This is a genomic window from Antarcticimicrobium luteum (assembly GCF_004358185.1).
Lineage (GTDB): Bacteria > Pseudomonadota > Alphaproteobacteria > Rhodobacterales > Rhodobacteraceae > Antarcticimicrobium > Antarcticimicrobium luteum.
In genome coordinates, this window is record NZ_SMUV01000074.1 from 183,318 (window position 1) to 197,590 (window position 14,273).

The 14,273-nt window shown below is 67.1% G+C and carries 17 protein-coding genes and 1 tRNA gene; 12 read left to right on the forward strand and 6 right to left on the reverse strand.

Translation table 11 applies throughout. The annotated features are described in order from the left end of the window. The first annotated feature begins 6 nt into the window (after window positions 1–6). From E1832_RS22625 to E1832_RS20980, 12 genes are all read left to right on the forward strand, one after another. On the forward strand, window positions 7–177 hold the full coding sequence (locus tag E1832_RS22625) for a hypothetical protein (RefSeq protein ID WP_165978943.1): 171 nt from the start codon (window positions 7–9) through the stop codon (window positions 175–177). Window positions 178–182: 5 nt separating this feature from the next. Further along, on the forward strand, window positions 183–1,448 hold the full coding sequence (murA, locus tag E1832_RS20930) for a UDP-N-acetylglucosamine 1-carboxyvinyltransferase (RefSeq protein ID WP_133361729.1): 1,266 nt from the start codon (window positions 183–185) through the stop codon (window positions 1,446–1,448). Beyond that, window positions 1,448–1,918 carry a DUF2948 family protein gene (locus tag E1832_RS20935; protein ID WP_133361730.1) on the forward strand — a complete coding sequence of 157 codons (471 nt, stop codon included), beginning with the start codon at window positions 1,448–1,450 and terminating at the stop codon, window positions 1,916–1,918. The genes murA and E1832_RS20935 overlap by 1 nt, the downstream gene beginning before the upstream one ends. Beyond that, window positions 1,915–2,388, forward strand: coding sequence for a GNAT family N-acetyltransferase (locus E1832_RS20940; RefSeq protein ID WP_133361731.1), 474 nt, complete (start codon window positions 1,915–1,917; stop codon window positions 2,386–2,388). The genes E1832_RS20935 and E1832_RS20940 overlap by 4 nt, the downstream gene beginning before the upstream one ends. A gap of 47 nt (window positions 2,389–2,435) precedes the next feature. Next, window positions 2,436–3,737, forward strand: a complete 1,302-nt coding sequence (hisD, locus tag E1832_RS20945) for a histidinol dehydrogenase (protein ID WP_133361732.1) — start codon at window positions 2,436–2,438, stop codon at window positions 3,735–3,737. Window positions 3,738–3,744: 7 nt separating this feature from the next. After that, window positions 3,745–4,224 carry a UPF0262 family protein gene (locus E1832_RS20950; protein WP_133361733.1) on the forward strand — a complete coding sequence of 160 codons (480 nt, stop codon included), beginning with the start codon at window positions 3,745–3,747 and terminating at the stop codon, window positions 4,222–4,224. Window positions 4,225–4,226: 2 nt separating this feature from the next. Then, complete coding sequence (locus E1832_RS20955; RefSeq protein WP_133361734.1) at window positions 4,227–4,685, forward strand: arsenate-mycothiol transferase ArsC; 459 nt, start codon at window positions 4,227–4,229, stop codon at window positions 4,683–4,685. Window positions 4,686–4,868: 183 nt separating this feature from the next. Beyond that, window positions 4,869–5,087, forward strand: a complete 219-nt coding sequence (gene infA / locus E1832_RS20960; RefSeq protein WP_005978431.1) for a translation initiation factor IF-1 — start codon at window positions 4,869–4,871, stop codon at window positions 5,085–5,087. Window positions 5,088–5,132: 45 nt separating this feature from the next. Beyond that, the gene (locus E1832_RS20965) at window positions 5,133–5,711 is read left to right on the forward strand and encodes a Maf family protein (RefSeq protein ID WP_133361735.1); all 579 of its coding nucleotides are present in this window, start codon (window positions 5,133–5,135) and stop codon (window positions 5,709–5,711) included. After that, window positions 5,708–6,733 (forward strand): ribonuclease E/G, encoded by a 1,026-nt coding sequence (locus tag E1832_RS20970; RefSeq protein ID WP_133361736.1) that lies wholly within the window; start codon window positions 5,708–5,710, stop codon window positions 6,731–6,733. The genes E1832_RS20965 and E1832_RS20970 overlap by 4 nt, the downstream gene beginning before the upstream one ends. Then, window positions 6,730–6,912, forward strand: coding sequence for a DNA gyrase inhibitor YacG (locus tag E1832_RS20975; RefSeq protein WP_133361737.1), 183 nt, complete (start codon window positions 6,730–6,732; stop codon window positions 6,910–6,912). Before E1832_RS20970 ends, E1832_RS20975 begins: the two co-directional genes overlap by 4 nt. Before the next feature lie 83 nt (window positions 6,913–6,995). After that, window positions 6,996–7,070, forward strand: a tRNA-Phe gene (locus tag E1832_RS20980). A gap of 419 nt (window positions 7,071–7,489) precedes the next feature. On the opposite strand, the gene E1832_RS20985 is transcribed toward E1832_RS20980, so the two are convergent. Genes E1832_RS20985 through E1832_RS21010 form a run of 6 tightly spaced genes read right to left on the reverse strand, consistent with a single transcriptional unit; the run spans window position 7,490 to window position 14,265 of the window. Continuing rightward, on the reverse strand, window positions 7,490–8,263 hold the full coding sequence (locus E1832_RS20985; protein ID WP_133361738.1) for an SDR family oxidoreductase: 774 nt from the start codon (window positions 8,261–8,263) through the stop codon (window positions 7,490–7,492). Beyond that, a complete protein-coding gene (gene lpdA / locus E1832_RS20990; protein WP_133361739.1) occupies window positions 8,260–9,639 on the reverse strand; it encodes a dihydrolipoyl dehydrogenase in 1,380 nt (459 codons plus the stop codon). Before lpdA ends, E1832_RS20985 begins: the two co-directional genes overlap by 4 nt. A gap of 10 nt (window positions 9,640–9,649) precedes the next feature. Then, window positions 9,650–10,528 (reverse strand): 2-oxo acid dehydrogenase subunit E2, encoded by an 879-nt coding sequence (locus tag E1832_RS20995; RefSeq protein ID WP_133361740.1) that lies wholly within the window; start codon window positions 10,526–10,528, stop codon window positions 9,650–9,652. Window positions 10,529–10,538: 10 nt separating this feature from the next. Further along, window positions 10,539–11,969, reverse strand: coding sequence for an NAD-dependent succinate-semialdehyde dehydrogenase (locus tag E1832_RS21000; protein ID WP_133361741.1), 1,431 nt, complete (start codon window positions 11,967–11,969; stop codon window positions 10,539–10,541). A 15-nt stretch (window positions 11,970–11,984) separates the two neighbouring features. Beyond that, complete coding sequence (locus E1832_RS21005; protein WP_133361742.1) at window positions 11,985–13,280, reverse strand: biotin/lipoyl-containing protein; 1,296 nt, start codon at window positions 13,278–13,280, stop codon at window positions 11,985–11,987. After that, complete coding sequence (locus tag E1832_RS21010; RefSeq protein WP_133361743.1) at window positions 13,270–14,265, reverse strand: alpha-ketoacid dehydrogenase subunit beta; 996 nt, start codon at window positions 14,263–14,265, stop codon at window positions 13,270–13,272. The genes E1832_RS21005 and E1832_RS21010 overlap by 11 nt, the downstream gene beginning before the upstream one ends. Window positions 14,266–14,273 lie beyond the last annotated feature (8 nt).

Sequence of the window (14,273 nt, forward strand, 5' to 3'; positions counted from 1 at the left end):
TGGGCTATGGACCCCAGGCGAAAAGACACAGACAAGGCGAAACCGGCGACAGACCGGGAAGACCGGCTCAAGGCCGCGCTCAAGGCCAATATGGCCAAACGCAAGGCGCAGGCGCGCGCCAGGGCTGAACTGGGGTCCGGCAAAGAGGCGGACACGGCAGGCAAGAGCGAGGGCTAGGGCATATGGATTCGATACTGGTGACGGGAAACGGGCCGCTCAGCGGCCAGATCCCGATTGCGGGCGCCAAGAACGCCTGTCTCACGCTGATGCCGGCCACGCTGCTGAGCGAGGATCCGCTGACGCTGACCAATGCGCCGCGTCTGTCCGACATCCGCACCATGACCGCGCTGCTGCAATCGCTGGGCGCCGAGGTCACCAGCCTGCAGAACGGGCAGGTTCTGGCGATGTCGAGCCATGCCATCAACAACCACGTCGCCGACTATGACATCGTGCGCAAGATGCGGGCCTCGAACCTGGTGCTGGGGCCGATGCTGGCGCGGCTGGGCCATGCGGTGGTCTCGCTGCCCGGCGGCTGCGCCATCGGGGCGCGACCGATGGACCTGCATATTCACGGGCTGGAGGCGCTGGGGGCCGAGATCGAGCTGCGCGACGGTTATCTGCACGCCAAGGCCCCGGGCGGGCTGAAAGGCGCGGTGGTCGAGTTTTCCTTTGCCTCGGTGGGCGCGACCGAAAACGTGATGATGGCCGCCACGCTGGCCAAGGGCACCACGGTGCTGAAGAACGCCGCGCGCGAGCCCGAGATCGTTGATCTGGCCACCTGCCTGCGCCAGATGGGCGCGCAGATCGAGGGGGACGGCACCCCGGAGATCATCATTCAGGGGGTCGACCGGCTGCACGGCGCCACCCATCCGGTGGTCACAGACCGGATCGAGCTGGGCACCTACATGCTGGCCCCCGCCATCGCCGGCGGCGAGGTCGAACTGCTGGGCGGCCGGATCGATCTGGTCGGCGCCTTCTGCGAAAAGCTGGACGCCGCCGGCATCGCGGTCGAAGAGACCGAAAGAGGGCTGAAAGTCGCCCGCCGCAACGGCCGGATCAGCGCGGTGGACGTCACCACCGAACCCTTCCCCGGTTTTCCCACCGACCTTCAGGCACAGATGATGGCGCTTTTGTGCACCGCCGACGGCACAAGCGTGCTGGAGGAGCGGATTTTCGAGAACCGGTTCATGCACGCCCCCGAGCTGATGCGCATGGGGGCGCGGATCGACGTGCAGGGCGGCACCGCCACCGTCACCGGGGTCGAGCGGCTGAAAGGCGCGCCGGTGATGGCCACCGATCTGCGTGCCAGCGTCTCGCTGATCCTGGCGGCCCTGGCGGCCGAGGGCGAGACCGTGGTCAGCCGCGTCTATCATCTGGACCGCGGGTATGAGAACGTGGAGCGCAAGCTGCAGGCCGTGGGCGCAAGAATCGAACGGATCAAGGACTGATGACCGAGGACGCCAAATTCGAAGAGGGTGGCGAGGCGCCGCTGAACCTGGGGGCGCTGGACGTCGAGGATCTCAAGGTGATCTCGGCGTTGGCGCAGGATTCCGTATTTGTCGCCCGCGACATGACATGGACCCCGGCGCCGCGGCGGTTTGCCATCCTGCTCAACCGGTTCCGCTGGGAGGACAAGGGCGGCGGGCGCCACGGACCCGAACGGGTGCGCTCGCTGCTGGTGGTCGACGAGGTTCTGGGCGTTGCCAGCCAGGGCGTGCCGCACCGCGACGCCGACACCATCCTGTCGCTGCTGGCGATCGGCTTCGAGGCGGGCGAGGATGGCGCCGGCCATATCCTGCTGACGCTGGCGGGCGACGGCGCGATCCGGCTTGAGGTCGAGGCGCTGGGCGTGACGCTGAAGGACGTGACGCGTCCCTATCGCGCCCCCTCGGGCAAGGCCCCCGCCCACCGCGAATGAGCGCACCGCGCATCCGGACGGCCCGGCCGGAGGACGCCGATGCCTGCGCGCGGGTGCTGACCGCCTCGATCACCGCCCTGTGCGACGCCGATCACCATGGCGACCCGGCGGCCATCGCCCGATGGGTGGCGAACAAGACCCCCGAGGGCGTGGCACGGATGATCGCGGCGGGCGGTATTCGGGTGGCCGAACTTGACGGTCGCATCGCCGCGGTGGGCGAGATCGAAAAGGCCGAAGGCAAGATCACCCTGAACTATGTCGACCCGGCCCGCCGGGGGCGCGGCCTGTCTTCCGCGCTGCTGGCGGCGATGGAGGCGGAACTGGCGCGGTCCGGCATTCGGACCGCGCGGCTGACCGCCACCGCGACGGCGCGGGATTTCTATCTAAAACACGGCTGGCAACCCGCGGGACCGGGCCGCGCGGGGCGATGGATCGTCGGCTATCCGATGCAGAAACGCCTCGACCCTTGAGGCCTCGCGCGCGCAACGCTATGTGGTGCCATCCGCCGGAGACCCAGATGCCCCAGTTCCTCGACACCAACGACGCCGATTTTGAACCCGCTTTCGCCGCCCTGCTCGCCGCCAAGCGAGAGGACAGCCCCGATGTGGACGACACCGTCGCCGCGATCATCGCCGATGTGCGCGCCCGCGGCGATGCCGCGGTGATCGAGCTGACGGCGCGGTTCGACCGGCTGGAGCTGACGCCGGAGCGCCTGGTCTTTACCCCCGAAGAGATCGCCGCAGCCATCGAAACCGTCCCGGCCGCGGAACGCGACGCGCTGGAACTGGCCGCCGAGCGCATCCGCGCCTATCACGTGCGCCAGATGCCCGAGGACGCCAGCTGGACCGACCCCGAAGGCGCGACGCTGGGCTGGCGCTGGACCGCCGTCTCCGCCGCCGGGCTCTATGTTCCCGGCGGGCTGGCCTCCTACCCGTCCTCGGTGCTGATGAACGCGGTGCCGGCGAAAGTGGCCGGGGTTGAGCGGCTTGCCATCGCGGTGCCGACGCCGGACGGAAAGGTGAACCCGCTGGTGCTGATGGCCGCCCGGATCGCCGGAGTGGACGAGATCTATCGCATCGGCGGCGCCCAGGCGATCGCGGCGATGGCCTATGGCACCGAATCCATCGCGCCGGTCGACAAGATCACCGGCCCCGGCAATGCCTATGTCGCCGCCGCCAAGCGGCGGGTGTTCGGCAAGGTGGGGATCGACATGATCGCCGGACCCTCCGAGATCCTGGTGATCGCGGAGCGCGGCACCGATCCCGACTGGATCGCGCTGGACCTGATGAGCCAGGCCGAGCATGACGAAAGCGCCCAGTCGATCCTGATCACCGATGACGCGGACTTTGGTCAGCAGGTGGGCGCAGCCGTCGACAAGCGGCTGGAAACGCTGGAGCGGCGCGCCATCGCCGGAGCGAGCTGGCGCGATTTTGGCGCCGTGATCACCGTGCGCGATCTGGACGAGGCGGCACAGCTCTCGAACCGCATCGCGCCGGAGCATCTGGAGCTCTGCGTCGCGGACCCCGAGGCGCTGGCCGACAAATGCGTCCATGCCGGGGCGATCTTCCTCGGGCAATACACGCCCGAGGCCATCGGCGATTACGTCGGCGGGCCGAACCACGTGCTGCCCACGGCGCGGTCTGCGCGGTTTTCCTCCGGCCTCAGCGTGTTGGACTTCCTCAAGCGCACCACGCTGGCCCGGATGACGCCCGAGGCGCTGCGCGCCATCGGCCCCAGCGCCGAGCGTCTGGCGCAATCGGAAAGCCTTGAGGCGCACGGGCTGTCGGTCCGCGCGCGTCTGGATCAACTGAACAGGTAGTCGGCCCATGTCTCATATCGTGGATATTGCGCTGGACGACGCGGGGCTGCCCCCGCCGACGCCGGAAATCGAACAGGAACGCAAGGTCGCCATGTTCGACCTTCTGGAACAGAACAGCTTTACCCTGCCCGAGCGCGACGGCCGCGCCGTGCCGGACGGCCCCTATTGCGTGACGCTGTCGATTCGAGACAAGCGGCTGGTCTTCGACATCGAGACCGAGCAGGGCCAGAAGGCGGCTGAATTCCACCTGTCGCTGGGCCCGTTCCGGCAGGTGGTCAAGGACTACTTCCAGATCTGCGAATCCTACTACAACGCGGTCAAGACCATGCCGCCCAGCCAGATCGAGACCATCGACATGGCCCGCCGCGGCATCCACAACGAAGGCAGCCGGGTGCTGAAGGAACGGCTGGAGGGCAAGGCCGAGATCGACGAGGACACCGCAAGGCGTCTGTTCACCCTGATCTGCGTCCTGCATTTCGGGGGCTAGCCGTGGAACCGCTGCCGCAGTCGATCCTGTTCTGCTGCGATCATAATTCCTGCCGGTCGCCGATGGCCGAGGGGATTATGAAAAAGTTCTATGGCATGTCGACCTATGTGCAATCGGCCGGCGTCAAGAACGATCTGGAGATCGACGGCTTTGCCATCGCCGTGTGCCAGGAGATCGATGTCGAGCTGTCGCGCCACCGCAGCCGCTCGTTCGAGGACATGGTGCAATGGGGCGACGATCTGAGTTCCTATGATCTGGTGGTGGCGCTGTCGCCGGCCAGCCAGCGCCGGGCGCTGGAGCTGACCCGGTACTTTCATCTCGCCGTCGAATACTGGCCGATCCTGGATCCCACCGGGCTGGGCAACACGCGGGAGGAAAAACTCGCCGCCTACCGCCAGACCCGTGCGCAGATCATCGCCAAGCTCAAGGAAAAATGGGGAGAGCCGACCGAGGTCGTGTGATCCCGGCCGCCGTCTGGCGATACCCGGGCCATGGTCGGGCGCAGGCGCAGACGCGCCGCCCTATGAGGCGACACTGTCACAAAACCTCTGCCATGCGCGAATGCAGCCTTGAAAAACCGGGGAAATGGGGCCATCTAAGCGCACGGCCCGCATAATGGCGGGTGAAACAACTATGGAGACAACATGGCCAAGGAAGATACGCTCGAATTTCCCGGTGTCGTGAAGGAGCTCCTGCCGAATGCGACATTCAGGGTCGAGCTGGAAAACGGCCATGAGATCATCGCGCATACGGCAGGCAAGATGCGCAAGAACCGCATCCGCGTCCTTGCCGGCGACAAGGTTCAGGTCGAAATGACCCCCTACGATCTGACCAAGGGTCGGATCAACTATCGCTTCAAGTAAGTCCCGCGCCCCCGGCGAGGCAGCCTATGCGCGAGGGCCCCTGAGATGAAACTGATCCTGGGCTCGGCCAGCCCGCGCCGGCGCGATCTGCTGGCGCAGATCCATGTCGTGCCGGATGACATCCGCCCGGCGGACATCGACGAAGACCCCCGGAAAGACGAATTGCCCCGCCCCTATGCCGCCCGCGTGGCGCGCGAAAAGGCGCGCGCGGTCGAGGCCGCAGCGGATGAGATCGTGCTGTGCGCCGATACCACCGTGGCGTTGGGCCGCCGCATTCTGGGCAAGCCCGCCGACAGGGACGAGGCCGAGCGGTTCCTGCGCCTGCTTTCGGGCCGTCGGCACCGGGTGATCACCGCTGTAGCGGTGCGGCGCGGCGAGCGCCTTTGGGAACGCGAGGTGGTCAGCGCGGTGCGGATGAAACGCCTGTCGCAACCCGAGATCGACGCCTATCTCGACAGCGGCGACTGGCAGGGCAAGGCCGGCGGCTATGGCATCCAGGGGCCGGCCGGCGCGCTGATCCCGTGGATCAGCGGCTCCTTCACCGGCATCGTCGGCCTGCCGCTGGCCGAGACCGCCGCATTGCTGCAGGCGGCGGGATACCCCGTTTACGGAGAGAGAGAATGAAAGGTCGTCAGATCGTTCTGGACCATATCGGCGAGCGCGAGGCCGCCGCGCTGATGATCGACGGGCGGCTGGAGGATCTGCTGATCGACAGCGACGCCCCCCGCCCCGGCGCCATCTATCGCGCCATTGCCCAGCGCCCGATGAAGGGACAGGGCGGCCTTTTCCTCGACACGCCGGATGGCACCGCCTATCTGCGGCAGATCCGGGGCATAGCGCCGGGTCAGGCGCTGCTGGTGCAGGTCACCGGCTATGCCGAACCGGGCAAGGCGATCCCGGTGACGCAGAAACTGCTGTTCAAGAGCCGCTATGCCATCGTCACCCCGGGGGCGCCGGGGGTGAACCTGTCGCGCCGCATCCACGACGACGAGGAGCGTATCCGCATTCTCGCCGCCGCTGGCACCGCGGCCGCCGAGGACAGCGCGCATGGCATCATCCTGCGCTCGGCCTGCGACGGGGCAGAGGCCGACGAGATCGCCGAGGACGTGGACGCGATGCTGGCGCTGGCCGATACCGTCCTCGCCGATGCAGACGGCGCGGCGGAAAAGCTGACCGAAGGGGATGCGCCGCATCTTCTGGCCTGGCGCGACTGGTCGGACCCGGCCCAGGTCGAGACCGCGGCGGGCGGCTTTGAGCGCTGCGGCGTTTATGACGCGATCGAGGCACTGAAATCGCCGCGCGTGCCGCTCTCCGGCGGCGCCTTCCTCTTCATCGAGCCGACCCGGGCGCTGGTGGCCGTGGATGTGAACACCGGCGCCGACGGATCGCTCGCCGCCGGGCTCAAGGCCAATATCGCCACCGCCCGCGAACTGCCCCGCCAGTTGCGCCTGCGTGGGCTGGGCGGGCAGATCACGATCGACCTCGCGCCGATGCCGAAAAAGGATCGCCGCGATCTGGAGACCGCGCTGCGCGCCGCCTTTCGCGCCGACAGCGAAGAGACGGTTCTGGCCGGCTGGACGCCGCTTGGCCACTATGAGCTGCAGCGCAAACGCGGCCGGGCGCCGCTCCTCGGGATGCTGTCATGAGCTGTCCGATCTGCAAGCGCGAAACCGACCCGGCCTATCGCCCCTTCTGCTCCGGGCGCTGCGCCGATATTGACCTCGGCAACTGGTTCAAGGGCACCTATTCGGTGCCCGCGAATGCCCCCGAAGACCTTGATATAACAGAAGAACAGGCCGAAGACGCCCGGCGCAAACCACATTAGGCGCACAAAGGCGAAAATGCCTCTGGACACCCGCCTGCGGAATGCCTAGAACGCCCCCACCCAAAGGCCAGCGCCTTTCCCGTGCCCGGGTAGCTCAGGGGTAGAGCAGTGGATTGAAAATCCTCGTGTCGGTGGTTCGATTCCGCCCCCGGGCACCATTAAATCACTGAAAAATATAATATATTCGCGATTTCTTGGATTGGCGCCGTGGTCGCAAGATTTAGTGGGTGCCGAATGGGTGCCGACGAGCCACCGGGCTTGCAATCGCTCGACAACAGAACTGACCTGCTGGCCGGTCGCAAGGGCGCAGATGCATTTCGGGCGGGAAACGGGCTTTCGCTGCAGCTCGAACCGATGTCGGCGACGCAGACGATACTGTGCCCTTTGGTGCCTGCGCATCAAGGTCCGTTTTTCACGTTGCGTTGGCAAGGAAAACCGCCTGAGCCGATAGCCGACGCTCGATGCGCGTGGAGGGAATGTCCGCCTTTCGGCGCGTCAGAAGAGGGCGCGCATATATTTTCTCGAGTGAAGGTGGATCAGCGCGGCGGACCCTACCGTGCCAGCGTTTCCCCTCCGTTCATCGTGCAAGCCAGCCCCCGTCGACAGGCAGGATCGCTCCGTGTACGAAACCGGCCAGGTCACTGGCAAGGAACGCAACCGGCCAGGCGATTTCCTCGGCCCGACCCCAACGCCCGGCCGGGACACGTGCCATCAGGTCTCTTGTGCGCGTCTCGTCCTGCTGGAGGGCTGCTGTGTTGTCTGTCTCGATGTAGCCGGGCGCGACCGCGTTCACGTTGACGCCTCGCCCCGCCCATTCATTGGCGAACGCCCGGGTCAATTGCGCCACCGCACCTTTTGCTGCGGCGTAGCCCGGCACGAGGATTCCGCCCTGAAACGACAGAACTGAGGCCACGTTGACAATCTTGCCGCTGCCGCGGTCCAGCATTCGGCCGCCGATTTCCCGGCTGAGAAGGAAAACGGCGTCCAGATCGACCGCCATGACGGCGTCCCAGTCGGCGGTGCCGTGGTGGGCGGCTTCCGCTCTGCGGATGATCCCGGCATTGTTGATCAGGATGTCGATGGACCGTCCCGCCGCATCCAGGTCGGTGATCAAGCGGTCGATTTGCGTGCGGTCCGCAAGATCGCAATCGCGGGGCTGGAACTTTCCGGGCAGCCCGTCGAAATGTGCCCCGAGGGGCTTGGCCTGCCCGCTGATCGCGGTGCCGACACCGATCACATCGGCCCCGCATTGCGCCAGAACGCGGGCGATGGCCAGGCCGATGCCGCGGCTGGCACCAGTGACCAGCGCGGTCTTGCCGGCAAGGTCGATCTCGGGGCGCGCCGCGGTCATAGGTCGGTAAGCGTCCCAAGCGCGCGTTCGGCTGTGAAGGCGATAGTCTCGGACAGGGTCGGATGAGCATGGACGGTGAGCGCGATGTCTTCAAGGGTCGCGCCCATCTCCACCGCCAACACGCATTCGGCCAACAATTCGCCCGCATTCCGGCCGACCAGCGTGGCGCCGAGAACCCGGTGCGTTTCGGGGCAATAGACCAACTTGGTAAGCCCGTCACCGCCGCCCGAGGACAGGTTGCGTCCGCTCGCGGCCCAGGGGAAGCTTGCCACCTTGTGGGCGATGCCCTGCGCCTTGGCCTGAGCCTGCGTCAGCCCGGCCCATGCGAGTTCGGGGCTGGTATAGGCGACCGAGGGGATCAGGTCGGTGTCGAGCGCCGCGACATGGCCGGAGGCAACCTCGGCGGCCACATGGCCCTGATGGGTGGCGCGGTGCGCGAGCATCGGATTGCCGGTGACGTCACCGATGGCAAAGATGCCGTCGACTGTGGTGCGGCAGCTGGCATCGACGGCGATGACACCCCGGTCGTCCACCGCCACGCCGGCGGCTTGCGGTTCCACCAAGGCGCCATTGGCGCGTCGACCGACCGCCTGAATCGCGGCATCGGCCTTGAGGTCGCCGGCAAACCCGCCTTCGCAAGACAGGGTCAGGGCCGCTTTCGTCGCCTTGATCGTCGTCACCTTGGTGCCGATGTGGATGGTGACGCCCTGTTGTTCCAATGCGTCATGCAGCACGCGCACCGCCTCGGCGTCGGCGCCGGGGGCGATCTGGTCCATGAATTCGATGACCGTCACCTGCGCCCCCAGCGCAGCGTAGACCGTGGCCATCTCCAGCCCGATGATGCCGCCGCCGACGATTGCCAGCCGTTTCGGCACCTGGCGCAACTCCAGCGCCGCAGTGCTGTCCCAGATGCGGTCGTCATCCGGCCAGCCGGGCAGCTGGATGGGCGCGGAGCCTACGGCGATCACAGCCTGATCGAAGGTCCAGGCGTCGCCGTCGATGTCCAGGCTGCTGGGACCCGTGAAGCGGGCCGTGCCGCGCACTGTCTCGACCTTTCGGCGCTTGGCAAGCCCGGTCAGACCGCCCGTCAGTTGCCCCACGATGCCGTCCTTTCTGGACCGCAGCGCGTCGAGGTCGATCTTGGGTTTGCCAAGGTCGATGCCCCAGTCGCCTATCTCGTGGGCCTCACGAATGACCTCGGCGGCATGCAGCAACGCCTTCGACGGGATGCACCCTTCGTTCAGGCACACCCCGCCGAGCGTCGCGCGCGGATCGACCAGCACGACCTTGCGGCCCAGATCGGCGGCGCGGAAGGCACAGGCATAGCCGCCCGGCCCGGCGCCAAGCACGATGAAATCGGCGTGTTTCTCGACCATCTTCGCCCCCTCAGACCATGATCCGGCGCGGATCGGCGATCAGCCCGGCAAAATGGGTCATGAACCTCGCCGCATCGGCCCCGTTGATCACCCGGTGATCATAGCTCAGGTCCAGCGGCGCCATCGGGACCGGCTGAAAGGCCGCGCCGTCCCAGACCGGCACCATCTCGGTGCGGGTGATGCCGAGGATCGCCAGTTCGGGCGGGTTGACGATGGGGGTAAACGCACTGCCCCCGATGCCGCCGAGATTGGTGATCGTCATCGAGGCGCCGCCCATCTCGTCGGGTCCGACCTTGCGGGTCTGGGCCCGGCCGGCGAGATCGGCGATCTCCGCCGCGATCTGCCAAAGGCCCTTGCGGTCCACATCGCGCACCACCGGCACCATCAGCCCATGCGCGGTATCCACGGCGATACCGATATGCACGTAATCCTTGACGATCAGCGTCTTGCCATCCGCGCTCAGCGAGGCGTTGAAGCGCGGGAACTCGCGCAACGCGCGGGCCAGCGCCTTGGCCTGGAACGCCAGCGCGGTCAGCTTGACGCCGCGCGCCTGCGCCTCGGGTTTCAATGCCGTGCGCAGGGCCTCGATGGCCGAGACATCGGCGCGATCATGGTGGGTGACCTGCGGGATCAGCGCGTTGGCAGCCGCCAGGTTGGCGGCGGCGATGTGGGCGAACCGGCTCATCGGCTCCTCGGTGACCGGGCCGTAGGCGGCATGGTCCACCTCCCAATAGGAGGTGTCGGCGGCCGGACCGGCGGCCGGTTTGCCGCCCTCCAGATCCTCGCGCGCAATCGTCGTGCGGCCAAGATCCCGGGCCAGTTTGTCAAGGTCGATGCCCTTTTCCCGGGCCAGTGCCCGGACCGAGGGCGGTGCGATCACATCTGTCATGTCCGCCCCCTTACCAACTGGCCGAGATGTATTGCGTCTCCATGAATTCGAGCATGCCCTCATGCCCGCCTTCACGGCCCAGACCCGATTGCTTGACGCCGCCGAACGGCGCGGCCGGATCGCTGACCAGACCGCGGTTCAACCCGACCATGCCGTATTCCAGCCGCTCGCAGACCTGCAGCGCGCGCTTCATGTCCTCGGAGAAGACATAGGCCACCAACCCGTATTCGGTGTCGTTGGCCCGCGCGATCACGTCCTCCTGGTCGGTGAAGGTCTGGATCGCCGCGACCGGGCCGAAGATCTCGTCATGCACGCAGTTCGCGGTTGCGGGCACGTTCGACAACACGGTGGGCGGATAATAGAAACCGGGGCCGTTCGGCGGGGTGCCGCCGATCTCGACCCTGGCCCCCTTGGCGACCGCGTCGGCGACGAATTCGGCCACCTTGTCGCGGGTCTCGGCGTTGACCAGCGGGCCGACATCGACGCTCGGGTCGGTGCCATCTCCCACCTTGAGCGCGGCCATCGCGTCACGGAAGCGGCGGGTGAATTCGGCGGCCACGGCTTCGTGGACATAGATACGGTTGGCGGCGGTGCAGGCCTCGCCCAGATTGCGCATCTTGGCCAGCATCGCGCCCTCGACCGCGACGTCGAGATCGGCGTCGTCGAACACGATCAGCGGCGCATTGCCGCCCAGTTCCATCGCCGGTTTCAACACCTGATCGGCGGCCGAATGCAACAGTTTGCGGCCCACCCCGGTGGAGCCGGTGAAGCTGACCACGCGCACGCGCGGGTCATGCAACATGTGGTCGACCAGCGCGCTGGTGCGTTTGCTGGGCAGCACATTGACCAGTCCCGGCGGCACGCCGGCCTCTTCCAGAAGCGGCATGAGCGCCAGCATGGTCAGCGGCGTTTCCGAGGCCGGCTTGATGATGACCGCACAGCCCGCGGCCAGAGCCGGGGCAATCTTGCGCGTGCCCATGGCGGCGGGGTAGTTCCACGGCGTGACCAGCACCGCGAGGCCTGCGGGCTTGTGCTGCACCATGATCCGGGCCCCGCTGGCGGGGGCGTGGGTAATCAGCCCGTCGGCGCGCACTGCCTCTTCCGCGAACCAGCGGAAGAACTCGGCGGCGTAGGTGGCCTCGCCCATGGCATCGGCGCGGGCCTTGCCGTTTTCCAGGGTGATGTAGCGGGCGAATTCCTCCAGCCGCGCCGTCATCAGCTCCCACGCCTTGCGCAGCACCTCGGAGCGTTCGCGCGGGGTGCGCGCGGCCCAGTCGGCCATTGCCGCCTCGGCAGCGTTCAGCGCGGCGTCGGCATCGGCGATCTCGGCCGAGGCGACCGAGGCGAGCACCTCTTCCGTCGCAGGGTTGATGACGTCGAACCGCTCTTTGGCGGCACCCGGCACCCATTTGCCGTTGATGTAGAGATCGGTGAATTCCATGTTGGTCTCCATGGCTCAGAGCAGGTGGCGGAGCGGCTGCTCCATCCGGCCCGCGAATTCGGAAAGAAGGCTGACCGCCTGCGCCGCGGTCAGATGGTGGCTTGCGCATTCCAGCGTGATCGAAAGGCCGTCGCCCGACCGTGTCAGGGTCAGAACCGGCGCCGCCTCGGCCCCCAGGTTGACAGTGCTGAGCCGGCTCATCCGCAAGTCGCGCAGATACAGGTCGGGCATGGTGTCGGGATCGGCGTCCGAGATGCCGCCCAGCGGGCCGGCCGGAACGGAATGGACGCTGGTCCGGCCGATGCTCTCAACCGTGACTGTCGCACTGTCGCGCCCGAGGCTTGCCGCCGCCAGTCCGGCCAACAGGGCATTGCCATCGCCAAGCCCCGCATGTTCCGCCGCCCAGGCGGCAAACCCGGGGAAGCCATCGGCGGGCAGTTCCGCAACCAGACGGCGCGTGGCCGCCGGCGCATCGGCTGGCGCCTTGGCCGGAAGCGATTTCAGAACCTCGACATCTGCGGCGTGATAGGGCTGTGGGTGTCCGGCCTCGACCAACCGGGTCAGATCCAGCCCCTGTTCCAGCGCCAGCCGCCGCGCCTTCGGCGAGGCGAGGAGACCCCCATCGGACCGAACCGGCGCCGGGGCTTTGCGCGCCGCTGCGGGGGCTTCGGCCCGTGCTGGTTCCGGTTCAGACCGGGGCGCAGGCGCGGCAGCCGGTTCGGGCGCGCGTGCACCACCGGATCGGCTGACCTGCAGCGGGTTCGAGGGTTTCTCGGCCGAAATCACCGCGATGGTTTCACCGACCGGGGCGTCCTCCCCCGCCTCGGCCAGAAGGGCGGCGACGAAACCGCCGGCCCCCGCCTCGACCTCCATCGTCGATTTGTCGGTCTCGACCTCGAACAGGATATCGCCTGCGTCCACCGCATCGCCCGGCGCCTTGTGCCAGGCGACGATCAATCCGGTGTCCTGGGCCATCCCGAGCGCGGGCATGATGACGGGATGGCCTTCCGGCAGGTCGGCCGCCTCGGAGGCGGCCGTGCCGGCCGGGGTCTCCTCGGTATGAACCGCCTCGGCGTCCTCTCCGATCATAGCGATGACGTCACCCACGGGCACCTCGTCCCCGGCATGGGCGCGCATCTGCGTGAGAAAGCCGTCCGCCTGGGCCTCGACTTCCATCGTCGCCTTGTCGGTTTCCACCTCGAACAGCACATCGCCGGACTTGACCGCATCGCCCGGGCTCTTGTACCAGGCGACGATCAGGCCGGTCTCCTGGGCCATGCCCAGCGCTGGCATGATCACCTCATGCGGCATGGATCATCTCCCCCGACATGAGTTTGCGGGCGCTTGCGGCCACGCCTTCGGGCGTCGGAACGGTGATGTCCTCCAGCGCGGGCGAGAACGGCACCGGCACGTCCATCGCGCCCATGCGCAGCACCGGCGCATCCAGGTGATAGAACGCCTTTTCGTTGATCCGGCTGGCGATCTCTCCGGTGATGCCAAAGCTCTGGTGGCCCTCGTCCACGACGATCACGCGCGAGGTCTTTTTCGCCGATTTCAACAGCGTTTCCTCGTCCAGCGGCACGATGGTGCGCGGGTCGATCACCTCCGCGCTGACGCCTTCGCTGGCCAGCAGTTCGGCGGCCTGTTGGCAGACCTGGACCATGGACGAGGTCCCGATCAACGTGATGTCCGACCCTTCGCGCAGGACATTCGCCTGGCCGAAGGGGATGAGGTATTCCTCCTCCGGCACCGGCGCCTTGTCGTTATACATCAGCTTGTCTTCGAAGATCACCACCGGGTTGTCGTCGCGGATCGCGGTCTTCATCAGCCCCTTGGCCTCATAGGCCGAAGAGGGCAACGCCACTTTCAGCCCCGGAATATGCGCCACCAGCGCATGCAGCGACTGGGAATGCTGCGCCGCCGAGCGCCGCGTGGCGCCAAGATTGGTGCGCACCACCAGGGGCACGTTCAGCTTGCCGCCCGACATGTAGTGGGTCTTGGCCGCCTGATTGCAGAGCTGATCCATGATCAGATAGATGAAATCGCCGAACATCAGGTCCACCACGGGGCGCGTCCCGGTCATCGCCGCCCCCACGGCAAGCCCCATGAAGCCTGGCTCGGCGATCGGCGTGTCGACGACGCGATCGGTGCCGAACTCTTCGACCAGACCGGACAGGACCTTGAACGGCGTGCCGGCCTCGGCGACGTCTTCGCCTATGATGAACACGGTCTCATCGCGGCGCATTTCCTCGGCCAGCGCTTCGTTCACGGCCTGGGACAGGGTAATATTTCTCATCGGTCGTT

Excerpts from the sequence above, each read along its gene's own strand:
- E1832_RS20985 (WP_133361738.1), bottom strand. The coding sequence starts at position 8,263 with ATGACCGCGGCGCGCCCCGAGATCGACCTTGCCGGCAAGACCGCGCTG.
- E1832_RS21000 (WP_133361741.1), bottom strand. The coding sequence starts at position 11,969 with ATGGAATTCACCGATCTCTACATCAACGGCAAATGGGTGCCGGGTGCC.
- E1832_RS20965 (WP_133361735.1), top strand. The coding sequence starts at position 5,133 with ATGAAACTGATCCTGGGCTCGGCCAGCCCGCGCCGGCGCGATCTGCTG.
- lpdA (WP_133361739.1), bottom strand. The coding sequence starts at position 9,639 with ATGGTCGAGAAACACGCCGATTTCATCGTGCTTGGCGCCGGGCCGGGC.
- E1832_RS21010 (WP_133361743.1), bottom strand. The coding sequence starts at position 14,265 with ATGAGAAATATTACCCTGTCCCAGGCCGTGAACGAAGCGCTGGCCGAG.
- E1832_RS20950 (WP_133361733.1), top strand. The coding sequence starts at position 3,745 with ATGTCTCATATCGTGGATATTGCGCTGGACGACGCGGGGCTGCCCCCG.
- E1832_RS20940 (WP_133361731.1), top strand. The coding sequence starts at position 1,915 with ATGAGCGCACCGCGCATCCGGACGGCCCGGCCGGAGGACGCCGATGCC.
- hisD (WP_133361732.1), top strand. The coding sequence starts at position 2,436 with ATGCCCCAGTTCCTCGACACCAACGACGCCGATTTTGAACCCGCTTTC.
- infA (WP_005978431.1), top strand. The coding sequence starts at position 4,869 with ATGGCCAAGGAAGATACGCTCGAATTTCCCGGTGTCGTGAAGGAGCTC.
- E1832_RS20970 (WP_133361736.1), top strand. The coding sequence starts at position 5,708 with ATGAAAGGTCGTCAGATCGTTCTGGACCATATCGGCGAGCGCGAGGCC.
- E1832_RS20995 (WP_133361740.1), bottom strand. The coding sequence starts at position 10,528 with ATGACAGATGTGATCGCACCGCCCTCGGTCCGGGCACTGGCCCGGGAA.
- E1832_RS20975 (WP_133361737.1), top strand. The coding sequence starts at position 6,730 with ATGAGCTGTCCGATCTGCAAGCGCGAAACCGACCCGGCCTATCGCCCC.
- E1832_RS21005 (WP_133361742.1), bottom strand. The coding sequence starts at position 13,280 with ATGCCGCATGAGGTGATCATGCCAGCGCTGGGCATGGCCCAGGAGACC.
- murA (WP_133361729.1), top strand. The coding sequence starts at position 183 with ATGGATTCGATACTGGTGACGGGAAACGGGCCGCTCAGCGGCCAGATC.
- E1832_RS20935 (WP_133361730.1), top strand. The coding sequence starts at position 1,448 with ATGACCGAGGACGCCAAATTCGAAGAGGGTGGCGAGGCGCCGCTGAAC.
- E1832_RS22625 (WP_165978943.1), top strand. The coding sequence starts at position 7 with ATGGACCCCAGGCGAAAAGACACAGACAAGGCGAAACCGGCGACAGAC.